General features: G+C 44.7%; 16 protein-coding genes. 10 read left to right on the top strand and 6 right to left on the bottom strand.

What is annotated here, in order from left to right; genetic code table 11:
• Window positions 1–15 precede the first annotated feature (15 nt).
• Window positions 16–273, bottom strand: a complete 258-nt coding sequence (locus tag FBF61_RS25385) for a type II toxin-antitoxin system RelE/ParE family toxin (RefSeq protein WP_229215213.1) — start codon at window positions 271–273, stop codon at window positions 16–18.
• 472 nt (window positions 274–745) lie between these two features.
• On the opposite strand from FBF61_RS25385, the gene lipB reads away from it, so the two are divergent.
• The 10 genes from lipB to FBF61_RS25435 all read left to right on the top strand — a co-directional run bounded on the left by lipB (window position 746) and on the right by FBF61_RS25435 (window position 12,304).
• Window positions 746–1,471, top strand: a complete 726-nt coding sequence (gene lipB, locus FBF61_RS25390) for a lipoyl(octanoyl) transferase LipB (protein ID WP_138482620.1) — start codon at window positions 746–748, stop codon at window positions 1,469–1,471.
• Window positions 1,471–1,884 (top strand): hypothetical protein, encoded by a 414-nt coding sequence (locus FBF61_RS25395; RefSeq protein WP_138482622.1) that lies wholly within the window; start codon window positions 1,471–1,473, stop codon window positions 1,882–1,884. Before lipB ends, FBF61_RS25395 begins: the two co-directional genes overlap by 1 nt.
• A gap of 170 nt (window positions 1,885–2,054) precedes the next feature.
• Window positions 2,055–2,789 carry a 3'-5' exonuclease gene (locus tag FBF61_RS25400; RefSeq protein ID WP_138482624.1) on the top strand — a complete coding sequence of 245 codons (735 nt, stop codon included), beginning with the start codon at window positions 2,055–2,057 and terminating at the stop codon, window positions 2,787–2,789.
• A 33-nt stretch (window positions 2,790–2,822) separates the two neighbouring features.
• On the top strand, window positions 2,823–5,183 hold the full coding sequence (rnr, locus tag FBF61_RS25405) for a ribonuclease R (RefSeq protein WP_138482626.1): 2,361 nt from the start codon (window positions 2,823–2,825) through the stop codon (window positions 5,181–5,183).
• A gap of 69 nt (window positions 5,184–5,252) precedes the next feature.
• Window positions 5,253–5,624 (top strand): GxxExxY protein, encoded by a 372-nt coding sequence (locus FBF61_RS25410; RefSeq protein WP_138482629.1) that lies wholly within the window; start codon window positions 5,253–5,255, stop codon window positions 5,622–5,624.
• A 101-nt stretch (window positions 5,625–5,725) separates the two neighbouring features.
• Complete coding sequence (locus FBF61_RS25415) at window positions 5,726–6,610, top strand: 3-keto-disaccharide hydrolase (protein WP_138482631.1); 885 nt, start codon at window positions 5,726–5,728, stop codon at window positions 6,608–6,610.
• A gap of 156 nt (window positions 6,611–6,766) precedes the next feature.
• Window positions 6,767–8,419: a gliding motility-associated ABC transporter substrate-binding protein GldG gene (gene gldG, locus FBF61_RS25420; protein ID WP_138482645.1), complete on the top strand. Its 1,653-nt coding sequence runs from the start codon at window positions 6,767–6,769 to the stop codon at window positions 8,417–8,419.
• A 106-nt stretch (window positions 8,420–8,525) separates the two neighbouring features.
• Window positions 8,526–9,650, top strand: a complete 1,125-nt coding sequence (gene dnaN, locus FBF61_RS25425; RefSeq protein ID WP_138482647.1) for a DNA polymerase III subunit beta — start codon at window positions 8,526–8,528, stop codon at window positions 9,648–9,650.
• A gap of 411 nt (window positions 9,651–10,061) precedes the next feature.
• The gene (locus tag FBF61_RS25430) at window positions 10,062–10,442 is read left to right on the top strand and encodes a BlaI/MecI/CopY family transcriptional regulator (RefSeq protein WP_138482649.1); all 381 of its coding nucleotides are present in this window, start codon (window positions 10,062–10,064) and stop codon (window positions 10,440–10,442) included.
• Window positions 10,439–12,304, top strand: coding sequence for a M56 family metallopeptidase (locus tag FBF61_RS25435; RefSeq protein WP_138482651.1), 1,866 nt, complete (start codon window positions 10,439–10,441; stop codon window positions 12,302–12,304). The genes FBF61_RS25430 and FBF61_RS25435 overlap by 4 nt, the downstream gene beginning before the upstream one ends.
• Before the next feature lie 66 nt (window positions 12,305–12,370).
• Here FBF61_RS25435 and FBF61_RS25440 read toward each other — a convergent pair whose 3' ends face one another.
• The 5 genes from FBF61_RS25440 to FBF61_RS25460 form a co-directional block, all read right to left on the bottom strand.
• On the bottom strand, window positions 12,371–13,435 hold the full coding sequence (locus tag FBF61_RS25440) for a ferredoxin--NADP reductase (protein ID WP_138482653.1): 1,065 nt from the start codon (window positions 13,433–13,435) through the stop codon (window positions 12,371–12,373).
• 135 nt (window positions 13,436–13,570) lie between these two features.
• The gene (locus FBF61_RS25445; protein ID WP_138482656.1) at window positions 13,571–14,797 is read right to left on the bottom strand and encodes a pyridoxal phosphate-dependent aminotransferase; all 1,227 of its coding nucleotides are present in this window, start codon (window positions 14,795–14,797) and stop codon (window positions 13,571–13,573) included.
• A gap of 181 nt (window positions 14,798–14,978) precedes the next feature.
• Complete coding sequence (locus tag FBF61_RS25450) at window positions 14,979–15,185, bottom strand: prevent-host-death family protein (protein ID WP_138482658.1); 207 nt, start codon at window positions 15,183–15,185, stop codon at window positions 14,979–14,981.
• A 161-nt stretch (window positions 15,186–15,346) separates the two neighbouring features.
• Window positions 15,347–16,555: a BamA/TamA family outer membrane protein gene (locus FBF61_RS25455; protein ID WP_138482660.1), complete on the bottom strand. Its 1,209-nt coding sequence runs from the start codon at window positions 16,553–16,555 to the stop codon at window positions 15,347–15,349.
• Between the two features lie 156 nt (window positions 16,556–16,711).
• Complete coding sequence (locus FBF61_RS25460; RefSeq protein WP_138482662.1) at window positions 16,712–17,923, bottom strand: NADP-dependent isocitrate dehydrogenase; 1,212 nt, start codon at window positions 17,921–17,923, stop codon at window positions 16,712–16,714.
• Window positions 17,924–18,024: the final 101 nt, after the last annotated feature.

The following is an 18,024-nucleotide window of genomic DNA, read 5'->3' on the forward strand; positions in this document are numbered from 1 at the left end:
TGTGTAGATTAATTTCTATTTCGGAAGGAGTTTTAACAATTCTTTCAATTCCTTATCCTGAATATTGTCCTTTTCACTTTTATCGAAAATGGATAGAAGGTATACAGTTTCTTCAGATACGAAAACACAAGTAATGATCCTGCCTACTCCCGACTTACCCTTTCCTTTTGAGACAATGGACAGTCGTATTTTAAAGCCGTCGTGACCGAGCGGGATACCCTGAATCGGAGAGATTTTTAATGATTCTTTTAGATCTCTAAACTCAAATTTCAAAGAGGGGTATTTTTTGACTAGTCATTTAAGCTCCGATTCAAATTTGGGAATGACTTTTACCTTAAAGCTCATTGAAAAGCTCATCCGCATCCCGAGCAATCAACTTGCCTTCTTTGACCAAATGCATCTCTTTGACGGATTGCTTTAAGTCACTAAGGACCTTGGCTTTGTGTGAAGAAATGCTCCTTTTTCTAAAAAAAGGCAGCATTGTAAGCAATTCCAACACATAGGTGGTTTTCGAGTGCAGAAAATTTAGCAAAGCTTTCATATAGCTCGATCTATGATGTGGATAATAGGCTAGTTTCTTTTTGACGAACATTTATATTGCAAATTAGTGTTATTATTAAAAGAACTAAAGAGAAAAGCCGTATTCCATATTGCGAACATTCTTTTCAATTGACTTTTAGACGTTAGCGGCTTTAAAAAGTATCGCTGGTTGCGAAAAATAAATTTGATTTCAGGAAATTTTATAATGAATACCCTCATTAACAGACAAGTACATTTTCAGGATCTGGGGCTGATCGATTACCAGGAGGCCTGGGATTATCAGGAAAAACTTTTTGCGGAAACTACTGCCGTGAAAACCGGGAACCGGAACCTGGCCTCAGAACAACAAATCCCTACGCCCAATCACCTGATTTTCTGCCAGCACCCGCATGTGTATACTTTGGGAAAAAGCGGAAAACCGGATCATTTGCTGCTGCAGGAAAGCGGTCTGGAAGAAAAACACGCCAAATACTATAAGATCAACCGCGGAGGCGATATTACTTACCACGGGCCCGGCCAGCTGGTGGGCTACCCGATTCTCGACCTTGACAATTTTTTTACGGATATTCACCGCTACATGCGGACGCTGGAAGAGGGAATTATCCTGACACTGGCCAATTATGGTATTGAAGCAGGGAGAATCGAGGGGCTGACGGGCGTTTGGCTGGATTACGTTGAGCAAAAAAATCCCAGAAAAATATGTGCGTTGGGCGTTAAAGCCAGTCGGTGGATCACCATGCATGGCTTTGCTTTGAACGTCAATACTGATTTATCCTATTTTGGAAATATCATTCCCTGCGGCATTCAGGACAAGGCGGTGACGTCTATGTCGGCAGAGCTGGGCTATGATATCGACATGGACGAAGTTTCTAATCAATTAAAAAATCATTTAGCAGCGCTTTTCCAGATGGAATTGCAAGTAACGGTTTAATGAAAAAGGACATCATATTTCACCCCGTTCAGGGAATACAGGTCGCCATTGCCAGAACTTTCAACGAATTGAAGGCGCCGGAATGGAATGTTATCGTGATCAATCGCAACGAAAAACCGGTCACGAATTGTTTTGTCACGTCCAAAGGCTATGGAAACAGCGAATCCGGAACGAATTCAGATCAGCGGACTTCCACATTAAGACATTTTTTTCCCGAAATCGCTGCCGGCGGACATGTTGTGGTGGAACCGATCATGCCTGATGTTTTCCACCTTAATAATGAGTTTTGGGTCAGTTATTTCCTTGAAAACCAGATATACGATAAAAAGTTTATCTTCGTGCCAGACAGCATCATCGAATCCAACCTGATCACTATTGATTCCCTGGGAATGGAGGGGGTTTTGCATGAGTGAAGGAAAATGTCATTTGTGGTCAGGTGTCGTCATTTGTAGTCATAAATGGTCATTTGTTGTCAGGTGTTGACTATCAACGACTAAATGACAATCAATGACCATAAATGACAACTTCTTGACTAAAAGCGACCTGTCCTGACGAAGATCTTTAACCAAAACACACCACTATAATGACAGAAGAATTTAAGAAGCGGTTTAAGAATTTCCTCCTGCTTGATATTGAGACCGTAGCGGGATTTGCATCTTACGAGCAGCTGCCGGAACGGATGCAGAAGTTATGGGACAAAAAAGCGGTCAGTCTCAAAAGAGGGGACGAAACAATGTCTAACGCCGAATATTTTTACGACCGTGGCGCGATATATTCTGAATTTGGCAAGATTGTCTGCATTGCATTCGGGGCATTTTACTGGAATGAGAGAGATGAAATTGCTTTTAAAGTAAGTAGCTTTTCGGGAGATGATGAAGTACAGCTTCTGCTTCAATTCAAGGCTTTGATTGAAAAATACCCTGCCGACCAACTGGTACTTTGCGCGCATAACGGCAAAGAATTTGACTTTCCCTTCATCTGTCGCCGTATGCTGATCCATTGTATTGAAATCCCAAGGGCACTGCAGATATCAGGCAAAAAACCGTGGGAAATTCTGCATCAGGACACCATGGAGCTCTGGAAATTCGGTGATTACAAAAGCTACACTTCCCTCGACCTGCTGGCTGCCGTTTTTGACGTTCCGGGAAGTAAAAACGAAATGAGCGGGGACCAGGTTACCAAGGTATATTACGAAGAAAAGGATCTCTCTAAAATTTGCCGGTATTGCAGGGAGGATGTTGTGGTACTGGCACAGCTTTATCTTAGGCTACATTGTTTCCAGACCGTAAAACCGGAAAATATCACAAGGGTGGAATAATGCTTATTACTGCCCAAAGAATTAAAGAATTACATGAAAGATAAAAAACCAAGAAAAGAGAATAAAGAAAAGAAAGAGGTCAGAACACCTCACCATATTGTTTCCTATATAGATAATTTAAAAGCTGACATTGCCGCTTTCTTCGATCTGAACAGTGAACATTCATTCAGGCCATTTGATGTCCATGACCATTTTGGCGTTCAGGACAAAAAGGTGCGGCAACTTTTTAACGAGATCATACACGAACTGGAGGAGTCGGGCAGGCTGGTTCACCACAATGGTTCTTATGCTGCCGGGCCTGACAAGGAGGTAAAAAAAGGGCTTACCGGTCGTGTGGACAGGGTTAACAAGTCTTTTGCATTTATAATCATCGAAGGCCGCGAAGACGATATTTACGTAGAAGCAGAACTTCTGAACGGTGCGTGGGACGGTGATATTGTAGCGGTTCAGCCTTTGACCAAAAGCAGCCGTGGATCGAGGTCCGGCAGAAATGATTCAGGCAAGAGCAGGGTAGAAGGCCGGGTAGCAGAAATCGTCGAAAGATCCAGCACGGAGATTGTGGGAATTATAGAAATCAACTCCCGTTTTGCAGTCGTGCAGCCGGATAACAAGAAATTGTTCGATCCGATTTTTATTGAACTTGAAGAACTTAAGGGTGCACAAAACGGCGATAAGGTTATTGTAAAAGTATTGCAATGGCCAACCAGAAGAAGTCAGGCCGAAGGTGAAATTCTGGAAATTCTGGGCAAAGCCGGGGACAACGATGTCGAAATGCATGCGATCCTGGCGGAATTCGGGTTACCTTATCATTTCCCTGAAACGGTGGAGGCGGAAGCACAAAAAATCCCAAATAAGATCGCTAAAAAAGATATAGCCAAACGCAAGGACATCCGCGACATACTGACGTTCACGATTGATCCGGTGGATGCAAAAGACTTCGATGATGCTTTATCGGTAAAATATCTGGAAGATGGTGTTATTGAGGTTGGCGTGCATATCGCGGATGTTTCGCACTACGTCCTGCCGGGAACAGAGCTGGAAAAAGAGGCTTATCGTCGCGCAACTTCGGTGTATCTGGTCGACAGGACAGTGCCTATGCTTCCGGAAAAATTGTCCAATAACCTTTGTTCCTTACGTCCAAATGAGGACAGGCTGGCATTTTCGGCGATTTTTGAGATAAGCCCGAAAGGGAAAGTTTTAAAAGAATGGTTCGGGCGCACTGTGATACATTCCGACCGACGGTTTTCTTACGAGGAGGCACAAGCGGTACTGGATTCAGGAGAAGGGGATTTTCCCAATGAACTCAAAGCTCTGAACAGCCTGGCCAAAATATTCAGGAAGGAGCGCTTTAAAAATGGCGCAATCAATTTTGAAACGCCGGAGGTGAGGTTCCGTCTCGATGAAAACGGAAAACCACTGGGTATTTACCAAAAAGAGCGGCACGATTCAAATAAGCTGATCGAGGAATTCATGCTTCTTGCCAATAAACGGGTGGCCGAATATGTATATTCACTATCCAAAGGTGATGTGGAAAATACAATGGTATACAGGGTTCACGAAGCGCCCGACCCTGACCGCCTGAAAACTTTTGCCACTTTTGTTGCCAAATTAGGGCATAAACTCGAAGTGGATGAAGAAAATAAAATTGCCAAATCCATGAACAGCATGCTGGCAAAGGTAGAAGGCAAACCCGAGCAGAACCTCATCGAATCGCTGGCGGTACGCACCATGGCAAAAGCACGTTACAGCGTGGAAGACCTTGGGCACTTCGGGCTTGCATTCAAAAGATATTCTCATTTCACTTCCCCGATCCGCCGGTATCCTGACGTAATGGCGCACCGACTACTTCAGCATTATCTGGACGGCGGCGCGAATGTGGACAAGGAAACTTACGAGGCTGCGAGCAAACATTCTTCCGAACGGGAAAGACTTGCTGCCGAGGCAGAAAGAGCTTCCATCAAATACAAGCAGGTAGAGTTCATGAGCATGATGGACCCTGACAAGGAATTTGACGGGATCATTACAGGAGTTACCGAATTTGGGATATTTGTAGAGATCACTGAGACCGCGTCGGAAGGTCTGATCCGGATGACCGACCTGGGAGACGACTATTACGAGCTTGAAAAAGAGAATTACCGGATCGTAGGTCAGCGTACCAAAAAGATATATACGTTTGGGGACATAGTCAAAGTGAAGGTAAAAGATACCAATCTGGCACGTCGCAGTATGGATTTGTATCTTGCCGGAACCGTTCCCAGTCCGAACCGCAGCAGCAATAATAGCAGCCGTGACAGTTTTCGCAAGCCGAGGGAGGAGCGTTCTTCTTCTTCCGGACGGAGCAGGAGGCCTACGCCAACGTCAGGGGCTAAGCCGAAGTCGCGGCGTCGGAGGTAATTTTAAAACGTTACCAAATTACGTAATCAACGTCAAAGGGAATGGACTTAAATGTTACATTCCTTTTTTATGGACTTGATTTACAAAGAAGAGTCGTATCAGATTATCGGCAAATGCATGGAAGTGCACAATGAACTCGGACATGGTTTCCTGGAAATTGTGTATAAAGATGCATTGGAAATTTTGCTTACTCAGAATGCCATTTGTTACGAGCGAGAGAAAGAATACCCCGTTTATTTCCGTGGAATTCTGCTTCGTCACAAATTCTGGGCGGACTTTGTGGTTTACGACAAAATCATTCTGGAGCTAAAATGTGTAACTTTTCTGACGGACGAACATATTGCTCAGACGATTAACTATCTCAAAGTCTCCGGCAACAAACTTGGACTGCTTGTTAATTTCGGACGAGGGAAATTAGAATATAAGCGATTGGTGCTTTGAATTTTTACTAATTAGTTTTGCCACGAATACAGGAATAAGGCACTAACGTATCCGTGGGAATTCGTGTATCCGTGGCAAAAAAAGCATCAAAAATTCTCAAAATGAAAAAAATCTGCATCCTGTTACTCTTCGTTTCATTCACTTCATTTGCCCAGAAAAAAGCGGATAAGGAAGAATGGCAATCGCTCTTCAACGGTAAAGATCTTACCGGCTGGGATATCAAAATCGCGGGGCACAAGGTAAATGACAATTATAAAAACACCTTCATTGTCGAGGACAATATGATCCGGGTGAACTACAAAGAATACGAGCGTTTTACTACGGAATATGGCCACATGTATTATAATAAGCCATTTTCACATTATAAAATCCGTCTTCAGTATCGTTTTACCGGAAATCAGGTGCCGGGTGGGGCATCGTGGAATGTGCGCAATAGCGGTATCATGCTGCATTCCCAGTCGGCTGCCAGCCTGGGAATTGACCAGGATTTCCCGATCTCGTTGGAAATGCAGTATCTGGGCGGCTTGAATGCAGGTGAAAGGACCACTGGCAATCTCTGTACACCCGGGACGATTGTCGAGATCAATGGTAAGGTGGATGAAAATCACTGTATCAATTCCACATCCAAAACCTACAACGGCGATCAGTGGGTCACTGCGGAAGCGATTGTCCTTGGCGATTCCATCGTGTATCATCTGATCGAAGGCGACACAGTCCTGGTTTTTACCAATCCGAAAGTGGGCGGCGGGTATGTTGGTAAAAATCATACGTTTAAAGACGGCAAAGTTGGGGACGAGGCCGGGTGGATCAAAAAAGACAATACGCCGCTCGGCAGCGGCTACATTGCATTGCAGGCCGAAAGCCATCCCATCGATTTCCGGAACATCGAGCTCTTGAACCTCAAAGGCTGCATGAACCCGAAAGCAGTCAACTACAAGTCCTATTATCAATTTGCGGATAACGCCACCTGTAAGTTTAAAAAGTAAGTCATATCTGTAATCCGGCGGTTTATTGGATCAACAATAATTAACCAATTGATTTTTGGTTTTTATATTTTTGCAAAAAATTGGACGTTAAACCTGCAAATCTGGCACGTCCATTTTTTGTTACCAAAATCAGCCGGCAGGATCAAAACCGCATTCATGAAAAATACAATTCTCCGTCTTATTTTGCTGATAGCTGTTCTGGCGGGGATTAACTGGTTAGCGTCAATACTATTTTTCAGGTGGGATCTGACGGAAGACAAACGCTACTCCATCTCCGATGCGACCAAACAACTGCTGAACGATCTGGACCAGGACATAACCGTTAACGTATACCTACAGGGTGACTTTCCAGCAGGCTTTGAGAGATTGGAAAGCGCTACGCGGGAAACACTTGACGAATTCAAAACCTACGCAAACGGCCATTTGACGGTCAATTATTCCGATCCAACCCAGGCTGTTAATGAAGAACAGCGCCAAAAGCAATTTCTCAATCTTGTAGACAGAGGCCTTACACCAACAAATGTATTTGCCAACGAAGACGGCAAACGGACTGAAAAGATCATCTTCCCGGGCGTAATTGTACAGGCCGACACCCTGGCTGTTCCGGTGCAGCTGCTGAAAGGTAACAGGGCGAGCTCTCCCGAAGAACAATTGAATCAGTCGTATGAAGGCGTTGAATTTGAAATTGCTTCTGCGATCAGGTTGCTCGCTAACCGGGAAAGAAAAAAAGTCGGTCTGGTAGTAAGCCATACCAAAGTTCCGCCAGCCAGGTTAAGTGACCTGATTGCGACAATTCAGCAGAATTATGATGTTTTTCTGGATATGAATAATCCGGAATCCTATGACGGGTTGGATGCATTGCTCGTGTTGAAGCCAGACAGTGCTTTTTCAGAAGATGAGAAATTCAAGCTGGACCAGTATGTTGTGGGCGGCGGAAGGGCAATCTTTTTTGTAGATGGTTCCAGAGTAGACAGTGTAAGCCTGGACGGAAATTATGCGCAGCCCATAGACCTGAATCTCAGCGATCTTTTTTTCCGATGGGGCGCACGCGTGAATACTAATTTGGTAAAAGACCTTAATTGCGCCGAAATTCTGCTTAATGTCGGAAACATGGGTGACCAGCCCGAGATCAAACCTCTGCCCTGGCGTTTTTTCCCGGTTCTGAACAACTTCGGCCAACACCCCATCAGCAGAAACATTAATGCCGTGTACACGCGGTTTTTGAGTTCCATAGATACAGTCGGAGGTGCCGCTGAAATTGTCAAGACACCGCTTCTGATGACGTCACCTTATACTCAGCTCGTCAATTCCCCGGCACTAATAGGCTATAATGAAGCCAGGAAAGAACCTGTTGCAGCCGATTACAGAGGCGGGGTAAAGATCGCAGGTGTTCTGCTGGAAGGTTCTTTCAGCTCTCTTTTCAAAAACCGGATATTGCCGGACGATCCGAGGGCAGTGAAATTCAAAGAAAGCGGTAATACAGGAAAGGTTATTATCTGTTCCGACGGCGACATTGTGGTCAATGATTATGATTATAAAAGGAATACACCCCTTCCCCTCGGCTACGACCGCGTCTCCAAGCAAACTTTTGGAAACAAGGATTTCGTGATGCACGCGCTTGATTACATGACGGACGCCAACGGGTTGATCAGTGCCAGGACCAAGCAGGTAAGCATCCGCGCTTTGGACAAAATACAGATTCAGGAAAAAAGGAAATTCTGGCAAAGCGTTAATTTGATAATTCCCCTGGCTTTCATAGGAGTTTTCGGTGGACTCCACTACTATTTAAGACGGCGAAAATATGCCTGAGTAAGGTGCTTCCTGCGTAATTTTTTATACTTTTGTTCCCTACAAAACAGATTCGCGTGATCTGTTATCTTTAAATTAATCTAATCAAACACTTACGTCACGAATTATGAAGTTTGTCGTTTCGTCATCAATCCTTCTTAAACAGCTGTCAGCTATTAATGGTGTCGTTTCAACGAACCCAATTGTACCTATACTTGAGAATTTCCTGTTAACGCTCGAAGGAAATGCTTTGACCGTAACAGCTTCCGATCTTCAGACCGTTATGATTACGGAGATTGAAGTGGAATCTTCTGAGAAAGGTGCGATTGCAATTCCTGCGAAATTATTGCTTGATACGCTTCGCGGGCTTCCGGAGCAACCTATTACCTTACAGGTTAACAGTGAAACCTTCGGAACGGAGATCATATCTGATAACGGACGCTACAAGCTTTCGGGAGAAAACCCGATCGATTTTCCAAAAACGCCGGTAGTAAACAGAGGCCAGTCTGTGGATCTGTCTTCCTCGGCACTGAGTTCCGCAATTGCCAATACACTTTTTGCAACGAGCACCGATGATCTTCGCCCGGCGATGACAGGGGTTTTCGTTCAAATGGGTACCGAGAACGCTACATTCGTAGCAACCGACGGACACCGCCTCGTACGTTACCGTCGCACCGACATCAAATCCGATGTGGACACTTCGATGATCATTCAGCGGAAAGCACTGAATTTGTTAAAATCATGTCTTCCTTCTGACGACGTTCCCGTAAAAGCCGAGTTTACATCTTCCAATGCATTCTTCAATTTCGGACATATCCGAATGATCTGCCGCTTGATCGACGAGCGTTTCCCTGATTATGAAAATGCGATTCCGACCAATAACCAGAATACGCTTACCATTAACCGGATGGAAATCCTGAGTTCTCTGAGACGTATCTCTATTTACTCAAACCGGACAACACACCAGGTTCGCTTGAAAATGTCGTTGAATGATCTGGTCATTTCAGCAGAAGATCTTGACTACTCCAACGAAGCCAACGAGCGATTGATGTGCGAATACAATGGCGACGATATGGAGATCGGTTTTAATGCTAAATTCCTGATTGAAGTTTTGGGCAACTTATCCAGCAAGACCATTACTTTCGAGCTTTCCGCTCCGAACCGGGCAGGATTAATCATCCCGGCAGAGCAGGAAGAGAACGAAGATATCCTGATGCTGGTAATGCCTGTAATGCTAAATACTTACGTGTAGGACCACGAAATTTATATTCTTGGAAGGTCAGTCATTTCAGTGGCTGGCCTTTTTTTATTTGTAGTTCCATACGACTACGGTTTCCTCCAACCCCGAAGGAATGTAATTGTTCTAGAAATTGATATCGCATCGTTGATATGAAACCCGACGGTGGTGATATCATTCGGTACAATGTCACCCCTAAGGGGTTTCCACTTCCGCCATAATTCGTTGCTATAATAATTTCAGCCCTTCGGGCTTTTGGCATACCTATCTAGGTCAAAAACTCTTCTTTTTGATATAACCAATTGAAAACCATACACTTTATCCAATTAAATATTTATATTACGAAAAAAATCGTACTTAACCCTTGCAAGTACGATTTTTTTCGTAGACATTTGATACGAAGATTATCGTAGTCCAATTAACGCCATGTATATCAAACCGACCGATTCAGAACTCGAAATTTTAAATTACTTGTGGCAAGCGGGGCCGAGCACCGTAAGAGCTGTACACGATGCGCTCTCGGCGACCAAAGATGTAGGTTATACCACTACATTAAAGTTGATGCAGATCATGCACGACAAGGGCCTGCTCTACCGGACCGAACAGGGACGCTCCCACATTTACATCGCGCTGCTCGGCCAAGAAGAAACGCAGCAAAATCTGCTTGGAAAAATGGTCGATACATTATTTCAAGGCTCAGCCGCGCAAATGGTGATGCAGGCGCTGGGCAACCACTCCACTTCGAAGGAAGAGCTAGATGAAATCCGTGAATTATTAGATAACCTGGAAAACAATCGTCCGTCATGAAAATCATTTCCCATTTGCTTTCTGATTCGGCTGTCGTCGCCTTCGGATGGACTCTGGTTCATTCTGTATGGCAAGGGGCGGCGCTTGCGCTGATAACGGTTTTTGCGTTATATCTCCTCCGCTCCTACTCCGCCAATGTACGCTATCTTACCGGCGTATTTGCGCTGACATTTCAAGTCTTTATTTCAGCTGCGACTTTTGTATATTATTATTTAAAACTGGCTGCTATCTCCATTCCCGCAGCAAAACCCTTATCCAGTTATGTCCCAACTTCGGTGACACTGGAGAATATCAAATACGAGCTGCCTGTTAGCTTCAAACTTCAGATGTGGCTTTCCGCGCATATTTCGGAGCTGGTTATTTGCTGGCTGATCGGCGCAGCATTTTTGCTTTTGAGATTTGCGGGTGGGTGGATATTTACCGAAAGGCTGCGGACTAACGCAAAAGTTGTGATGGACAAAGAGTGGCGTGCGAGGTTCGGTGTGCTTACAGCCCGGATGAATATTTCACAAGCCATCGAATTCAAAGAAACTGCCAGAATACTTACCCCCATGGTCATCGGGGCCTTCCGGCCGGTTGTGTTGATTCCCATCGGATTGCTCTCCGGATTTTCGACCGCGCAGGTGGAAGCGATACTTGCTCATGAACTGGCACACATTCGCCGGAACGATTATCTGGTGAATATGCTCCAGTCTTTTCTTGAAGTCGTTTTCTTCTTTCACCCTGCGATTTGGTGGATCTCGGAAAAAATCCGTGCGGAACGTGAACACTGCTGCGACGACATTGCACTGTCCGCCTGCGGTGACCGCGTTTCACTTGCACATGCGTTGGTAAAAGTGGCGGAGTGGCAAAATGCACCTCAAATGGCGATGGCATTTGCTTCAAGCAAGCCCTTGCTGCTGAAAAGGATACAAAGGGTTTTGGGTATGAACTCCAAACCTGCCAGCACATTTGGGTCCATGCCGGTAATATTGATTGCCATAAGTCTGATCATCGGAGGTTCGATCTACTCGGTAGCCCAGAAGGTCGATAAGCCGAAGCCAAAGAAAGTAATCAAGCATACAATCCGGGACAAAAACAGATCGGGCCTTGAGGAAATCCGGATTGAGAATGAGCTATCTGAGGTAGTGGAGGATCAAGCTATTCTTGAACTAGAAGAAGATGGCCAGCTTGCAGAAATTATTGCAGACGCGACCTTGGACCCAGTTAACTTCGATATTTCATTTGGCAATGATTCATTGAACAAAAAAATGAATGAGATCCATAAGCGAGTGCAGGCCCTTCAAAATGAAATGCAGCCGCTGAATCAACGTATTGAAGAAATAAACCTTGAAATGGAAAAGCAGCAGTTCGAGGTGGAGCGATACCATCGTGAAATGGAGAAAATTGAGTGGAAAAAAGATCAGGCGATGCAGCTTAGATCTGAACTGATGGAAAAACGCTCTTCTCTGTTCGACCGTGGCAAAAAGCCAGGGCAGTCAGTCAATGAGACAGACCTCGACAAACAACTGGCCGATTTTGAACAAAAAATCAAAGTGCAGGAAGAAACAATCTCAAACTTGAATTCTCAGCTTGCAGCAACAAGAAAAGAAGCTCTTAAGGCGGAGGAACCCGTTCGCAGGCTGGAGGTTGAAAGTGAGGAACTCAATGATAAAATCAACGACATCAACGTAAAAATAGGTGTTGAGGCACTGGGCTTCGAAAAACTTGAAACGACTGTTCGTCCCAGGGTGGCGCGCGTTCCCCGAAGCCGAAGAGCTCTGGCCCCTCCGCCTCCACCGGTTCCTGCTGCCAGACCGGCAAAACCAGCGAAGGCTGTCGTACCTCCGCCGCCACCTCCTGCTCCTCCGGCCAAAAGGTAATTTTGATGAAAAGATAAAAGCAGCCCCAATGACGAGAGCTGCTTTTATCTTTTAAAATATTGCGTTTTACTCCACTTCAATAATCACATCATCGCTCATCGGATGTGACACGCATGTCAGGATAAACCCTTCATCCAACTCAGCCTGTGAAAGTGCATCCTCCTCGTCCAGGTGAACCTTTCCGGAAACACATCGTCCCAGACAAGCCGTGCACATACCCGCCTGACAGGAATACGGCAAATCGATGTCCATATTCAATGCCGCCTCCAGAACTGTTTCATGAGGTTTTACAGGCAGCTTATATTCCGCGCCTTCATAAAACAAAGTGATCTCTCTTGTTATTAAAGAATTATCCTCTTCCATAGTGACCTCTCCCGGTTGCGCTGCGGTGGCTGTAAGAAAACTTTCTTTTCTGATCCTATTATCAGGAATTCCCAAAATGGAAAATGCGCGGTGCGCCTCTTCCATCATATCCTCAGGTCCGCACATAAAAAATTCTGCCTGACTTTTATCCAGCGACGGCAATTTTTCCATGATTTTCAGAATATGGGATTTGTTTAGCCGCCCTTTTTCGCCTGTCCAGAAATCAGATGGCTGACTCAATGTGTGAACAACCGTAAACCTGGCGCCGTATTTTGCCTCCAGCTTGCTGATCTTATCTTTAAAAATGATGCTTTCTTCATTTCTGCTTCCATAAATCAGGAAAACTTCGCTTTCCGGCTCGACCATCAAAATGGACTTTGCTATTGAAAATAAAGGTGTAATCCCACTTCCTGCACCAATAAACACAACCTGCCTGGTTTGATCGTCGGCCTGTTTTGGAAAAAACGTTCCCATAGGTTCCATCACCTCCACAACGTCACCTTCTTTTATTGTGTCAAGAAGAAAGTTGGAGGCAAAGCCGCCCGGCACCCGTTTTATCGTTATGGCCAGGGAAACATCCGTATATGGAGAGCTCGACATCGAATAGGAACGCCGCACTTTTTTATCTTCAGAAGGCAATAATAATGTCAGGAACTGCCCCGGCCTGTAAGCCACTACTTCGTTGATCGGGTGCCAAAAATGTATAGTAGATGCTTCTTCGGTCTCTTTCTCTATTTCTTTAACTTTCAGAAAATAGTATTTACTCATTGTGTGAATTCGCTTTTGGCGGTTAGCTATTGGCTGTCAGCTCTATAATTTCCGCAATTATGCCAAACGGTATAATCATAGAATACGAAAGCCTCACAGGTAACACCTATGAGGCTTTTAAGATTTCAAAAGTGATTACTTTAAAGTAGCGACGGCTGTTTTGATCCTTTCAACCGCTTCTGCCAGTGCTTCGTCAGCGGCGGCAGTAGAGATCCGGATACAGTTTGGTGCACCAAAGCCGGAACCGGCTACTGTTGAAACATAGAAGCTGTTCAGCAACCAGTTTGAAAAATCATCCGAGTCATTGATAGTTGTCGTTCCATCTGACTTTCCGAAATAATAGCTCACATCAGGGAAAGCATAAAAAGCGCCCTGAGGAACATTAACTTTGAATCCAGGAATTTCTTTCAACAAACCTACCACCAGGTCACGACGGCGGGCGTATGCTTTTGCCATTTCCAATGAAGGTTCCATAGAACCGTTAAAAGCAGCAGTGGCAGCTTTCTGGGCAATGGAGTTCGTTCCGGAAGTTACCTGGCCCTGCAATTTTTCAACGCCGTCGGCGATCCATTTTGCAGCAGCGATAAACCCGATTCTCCATCCGGTCATCGCATATCCTTTGGCAACACCATTTACCGTGATGACACGTTCTTTCAACGCAGGAATAGATCCGATGCTGAAATGTCCTTCCTCAGTAAAATTGATATATTCATAAATTTCGTCAGCCAGAACGTAAACTCCCTGGTGCTTTTCAAGCACGGCACCTATTTCTCTCAATTCTTTTTCAGAATATACGGCACCGGTGGGGTTATTGGGAGATGCGTACATCACGATTTTGGTCCGTGGTGTAATGGCAGCTTCCAATTGTTCTGCTGTTACTTTAAAATCATTTTCAAAAGCACCGTCGACAATCACCGACTTTCCTTCTGCCAGCTTCACCATTTCGGAATAGCTGACCCAGTAAGGTGCAAAAATCACAACCTCATCGCCCGGATTGATCAAAACCTGGATCACATTGGCCAAAGAATGCTTGGCACCTGTTGAAACCACGATATTTTCCGGCTTCCACTCAATATTATTATCGCGCTTTAACTTGTCAGCGATTGCCTTGCGCAAATCAGGGTATCCCGCCACTGGCGAATAACCATGAAATCCATCATCAATTGCTTTTTTTGCAGCCTCGCAGATGTGTGCGGGCGTCTTGAAGTCCGGCTCTCCCACGCTCAGACTGATTACTCTATGGCCTTGGGCAGCCAATTCACGGGCCATTTTGGTCATTGCCAGTGTCGAAGATTCTTCGAGGGCGTTGATCCGGTCGGCCAACCGGGTTTCCAACCGGGTTTGCTCTGCTACTGCGGACATTGCAACAAAAATTTAGTTAAAGAAGGTACTGGTATCGATATCAACAAATTGCCCGCAAAGGTACAGGTTTTTTGGATGTTGATTGTGTTATAAGGGGAAAGATTTGTGAAAAGCTGGCGGCCGGGGAGTAATTAAAGGAGAAATGTGTTGACATGGATTGTCAGGTGTTGTTTGGCCGCTATTACAGGCCTAATTCTGATTTCACAGTGTCCAAAGTATGCCAGACTTTTGTTTGCGATTGAATTTTGATTGCCTTCAAATAGTCCGCCAGATCTTCGATGCTGTCAAAATCGGAAAGCTCATCTAGTAACAACTGATAGTCAGCAATAGGCAAAACTGCATATTTTGGCTTTCCTGATTCCTTGATGATTTGTGCATTTAGGTTCATTAGTAGATGTTTTTTCAGTGACCGATGCCGATTTGCAAACTTCACCGAATCAATGCTTTGGCATCATATGATGTTAAAAATTTTGAAGAAGCCTGTTCACATGAGAATATTCTGCTGATTCAGATGGTCACGGATTTCAATTAGGTATAAGAAGCTTTAATCTAAAATACTTCTCCCAAATTCACAAACAACCCCCTCGATCCATCCATACCGAAGCCGTAGTCGATGGCAATGTTGGCTCCGGAGGTTTTGTTTACTTTGATCCTGATGCCAAAGCCTCCGGCAGGGGCTATTTTTTTAAAGTTTTTTGACGGCCAGTCGCTGACGCTTTGCGCATTGGCAAACACAACGCCTCCCAGAAGTCCGTTTCTCGTCAGTGCAAACCGGTATTCCGACTCGAAATAAAGCAGATTAGTACTTCTGAACCGGCCCTGGATATAACCACGACCGATATTATTGGACGGATCCCATCCGGTACTGGGCAAATCGAGGTACGGAGGTTTACCGCCGATAGTGAGCCAGTTATAATTCCAGAACGCCAGCGTATTCTGGCTACCTCGCGGCAAGTTTATATATTTCCGCACATCTATCACCAGCGACTGCCAGTTGCTCGTACTACCCAAGCCTTTCATATTTGGTCTGAACTGAATATTGGTATACAATCCATGTAAGGGATTGATGGAATTGGTTCGGCTGTCGTAAGAAATCGTGGCAACAGGCCCCACAGAAGACGATTTCCGGCCAAGCCCATAAGTTTCAATATCTTCGTTTTTCTTCTCAGGGTCCTCCTCCTGCCGGATATCCCAGCGTTTGTCGTAGAAAAACCCAAGTCCCACAAAAAAAGATTTCCCGATCTTTTTCAAAACCGACTGATGCAAGCGAAGATGCTTGTATTCCAGCCTGAATGCGTCACCCAGCTTGGTATCGGAGCCGAGGCCATAAGTATCCTGCGGATATTTAAAAAACCGCCAGTCTACGATAAAATTATAATTGTTATTCCTCGTCCAGATATTGGCCTGCACCGGAATAGTCATTTGCTTGTATTCGGTGTAGATAAAATTGGTAGTAATACTGGAAATGTTGGTTGTCTTGGGATTGCTGGTGTAAAAAGCTGTGTTGACATTGATCGAGCCCGTCAATCCCGACGAAAGGGTATAACCCAAAGCCGGAACTATTGAAAATATTGGCTTACCCGATCTGATCTTGGGAACCCTGTTCAATGAATCAGACTTGTTCTTGTTTTTCCATTGTTTAAAAATATCGATAATATCCTTTTGCCCCGCTTTACGTACGGAGTCAGTTTCTGATGTGGTAATCGTCTTCACTTCCTCTATCCGCAAAATGCATACCGATGCCGCCAGACGGCTCATGGTCAGGGAGATTAAAAGGGTTAATATGCAGGTGGCCTTTTTCAATAGTCAGGTTTATAAGCGGATACTAGTAATTTATAATAAAATGATACCCGCAACAACAAAAGCGGCCAGTTTCTGGTGAAACCGGCCGCTTTTGCCAAAAATAAATTGGTATTATGCCAATGCAGCTTTCAGATTGGTATCGATGGCTTCAAGGAATTCCTCCGTGTACAGGTAATGGTCACCATGTTTCACGTCGTTACCATAAATTCCCACAGCAAGATCCTTGGTCATTTTTCCACTTTCCACAGTTTCGATACACACCTTTTCAAGAGCCAGACAGAAATCGATCAGCGGCTGGTTGTCATCCAGTTTTCCACGGAATGCCAAACCGCGCGTCCATGCGAAAATTGAAGCGATCGGGTTGGTAGAAGTTGGTTTTCCTTTTTGATGCTCGCGGTAGTGACGGGTCACAGTTCCGTGTGCAGCTTCGGCTTCCATTGTTTTGCCGTCGGGCGTAACCAACACGGAAGTCATCAAGCCGAGTGAGCCAAAACCTTGCGCAACTGTATCAGACTGAACGTCACCATCATAGTTTTTACAAGCCCAAACAAAGTTACCTTCCCACTTCAATGCAGAAGCAACCATGTCATCAATCAGACGGTGCTCATAGTGTACTTTTCCCGCATATTCCTGATCGTAAATTTCCTGGAAAATATCCTTGAAACGTCCGTCGTATTTTTTCAGGATCGTATTTTTTGTTGAAAGGTATAGCGGCCAGCCTTTATCCTGCGCAACATTGAAACAAGCACGGGCAAATCCACGGATCGACTCGTCGATGTTATACATTCCCATCGCAACACCAGGTCCTTTGAACTGATACACTTCGTGCTCGATCACATTGCCATCTTCTCCTTCGAATTTGATGGTAAGCTTACCTTTTCCAGGTACTACAAAATCAGTTGCTTTATATTGATCACCGAAAGCGTGACGACCAACGATAATAGGTGCAGTCCAGTTGGTTACCAATCGGGGAACATTGCTCATCACGATAGGCTCACGGAATACAGTACCATCCAGGATGTTACGGATCGTTCCGTTTGGAGACTTCCACATTTGTTTCAAATTGAACTCAGTTACGCGATCTTCGTCAGGCGTAATGGTAGCGCATTTGATACCAACACCATATTCTTTAATTGCGTTGGCTGCATCTATTGTTACCTGATCGTTCGTTTCATCACGATATTCAACACCTAAATCGTAATATTTGATATCTACATCCAGATAAGGTAAAATAAGTTTTTCTTTGATAAACTTCCAGATAATTCTGGTCATTTCGTCTCCGTCAAGTTCCACTACGGGATTTGCAACTTTAATTTTGCTCATGTCTTATTTCTATACTATAGTTAAAGATTTTTTAAAACGCGAGCGTGAAAGTACAAACAATAGCGTAAAAAGGCGAAAAAAGAAGGATTAAGTCTGGGCCT

Source organism: Dyadobacter bucti, from assembly GCF_005869225.1.
Lineage (GTDB): Bacteria > Bacteroidota > Bacteroidia > Cytophagales > Spirosomataceae > Dyadobacter > Dyadobacter bucti.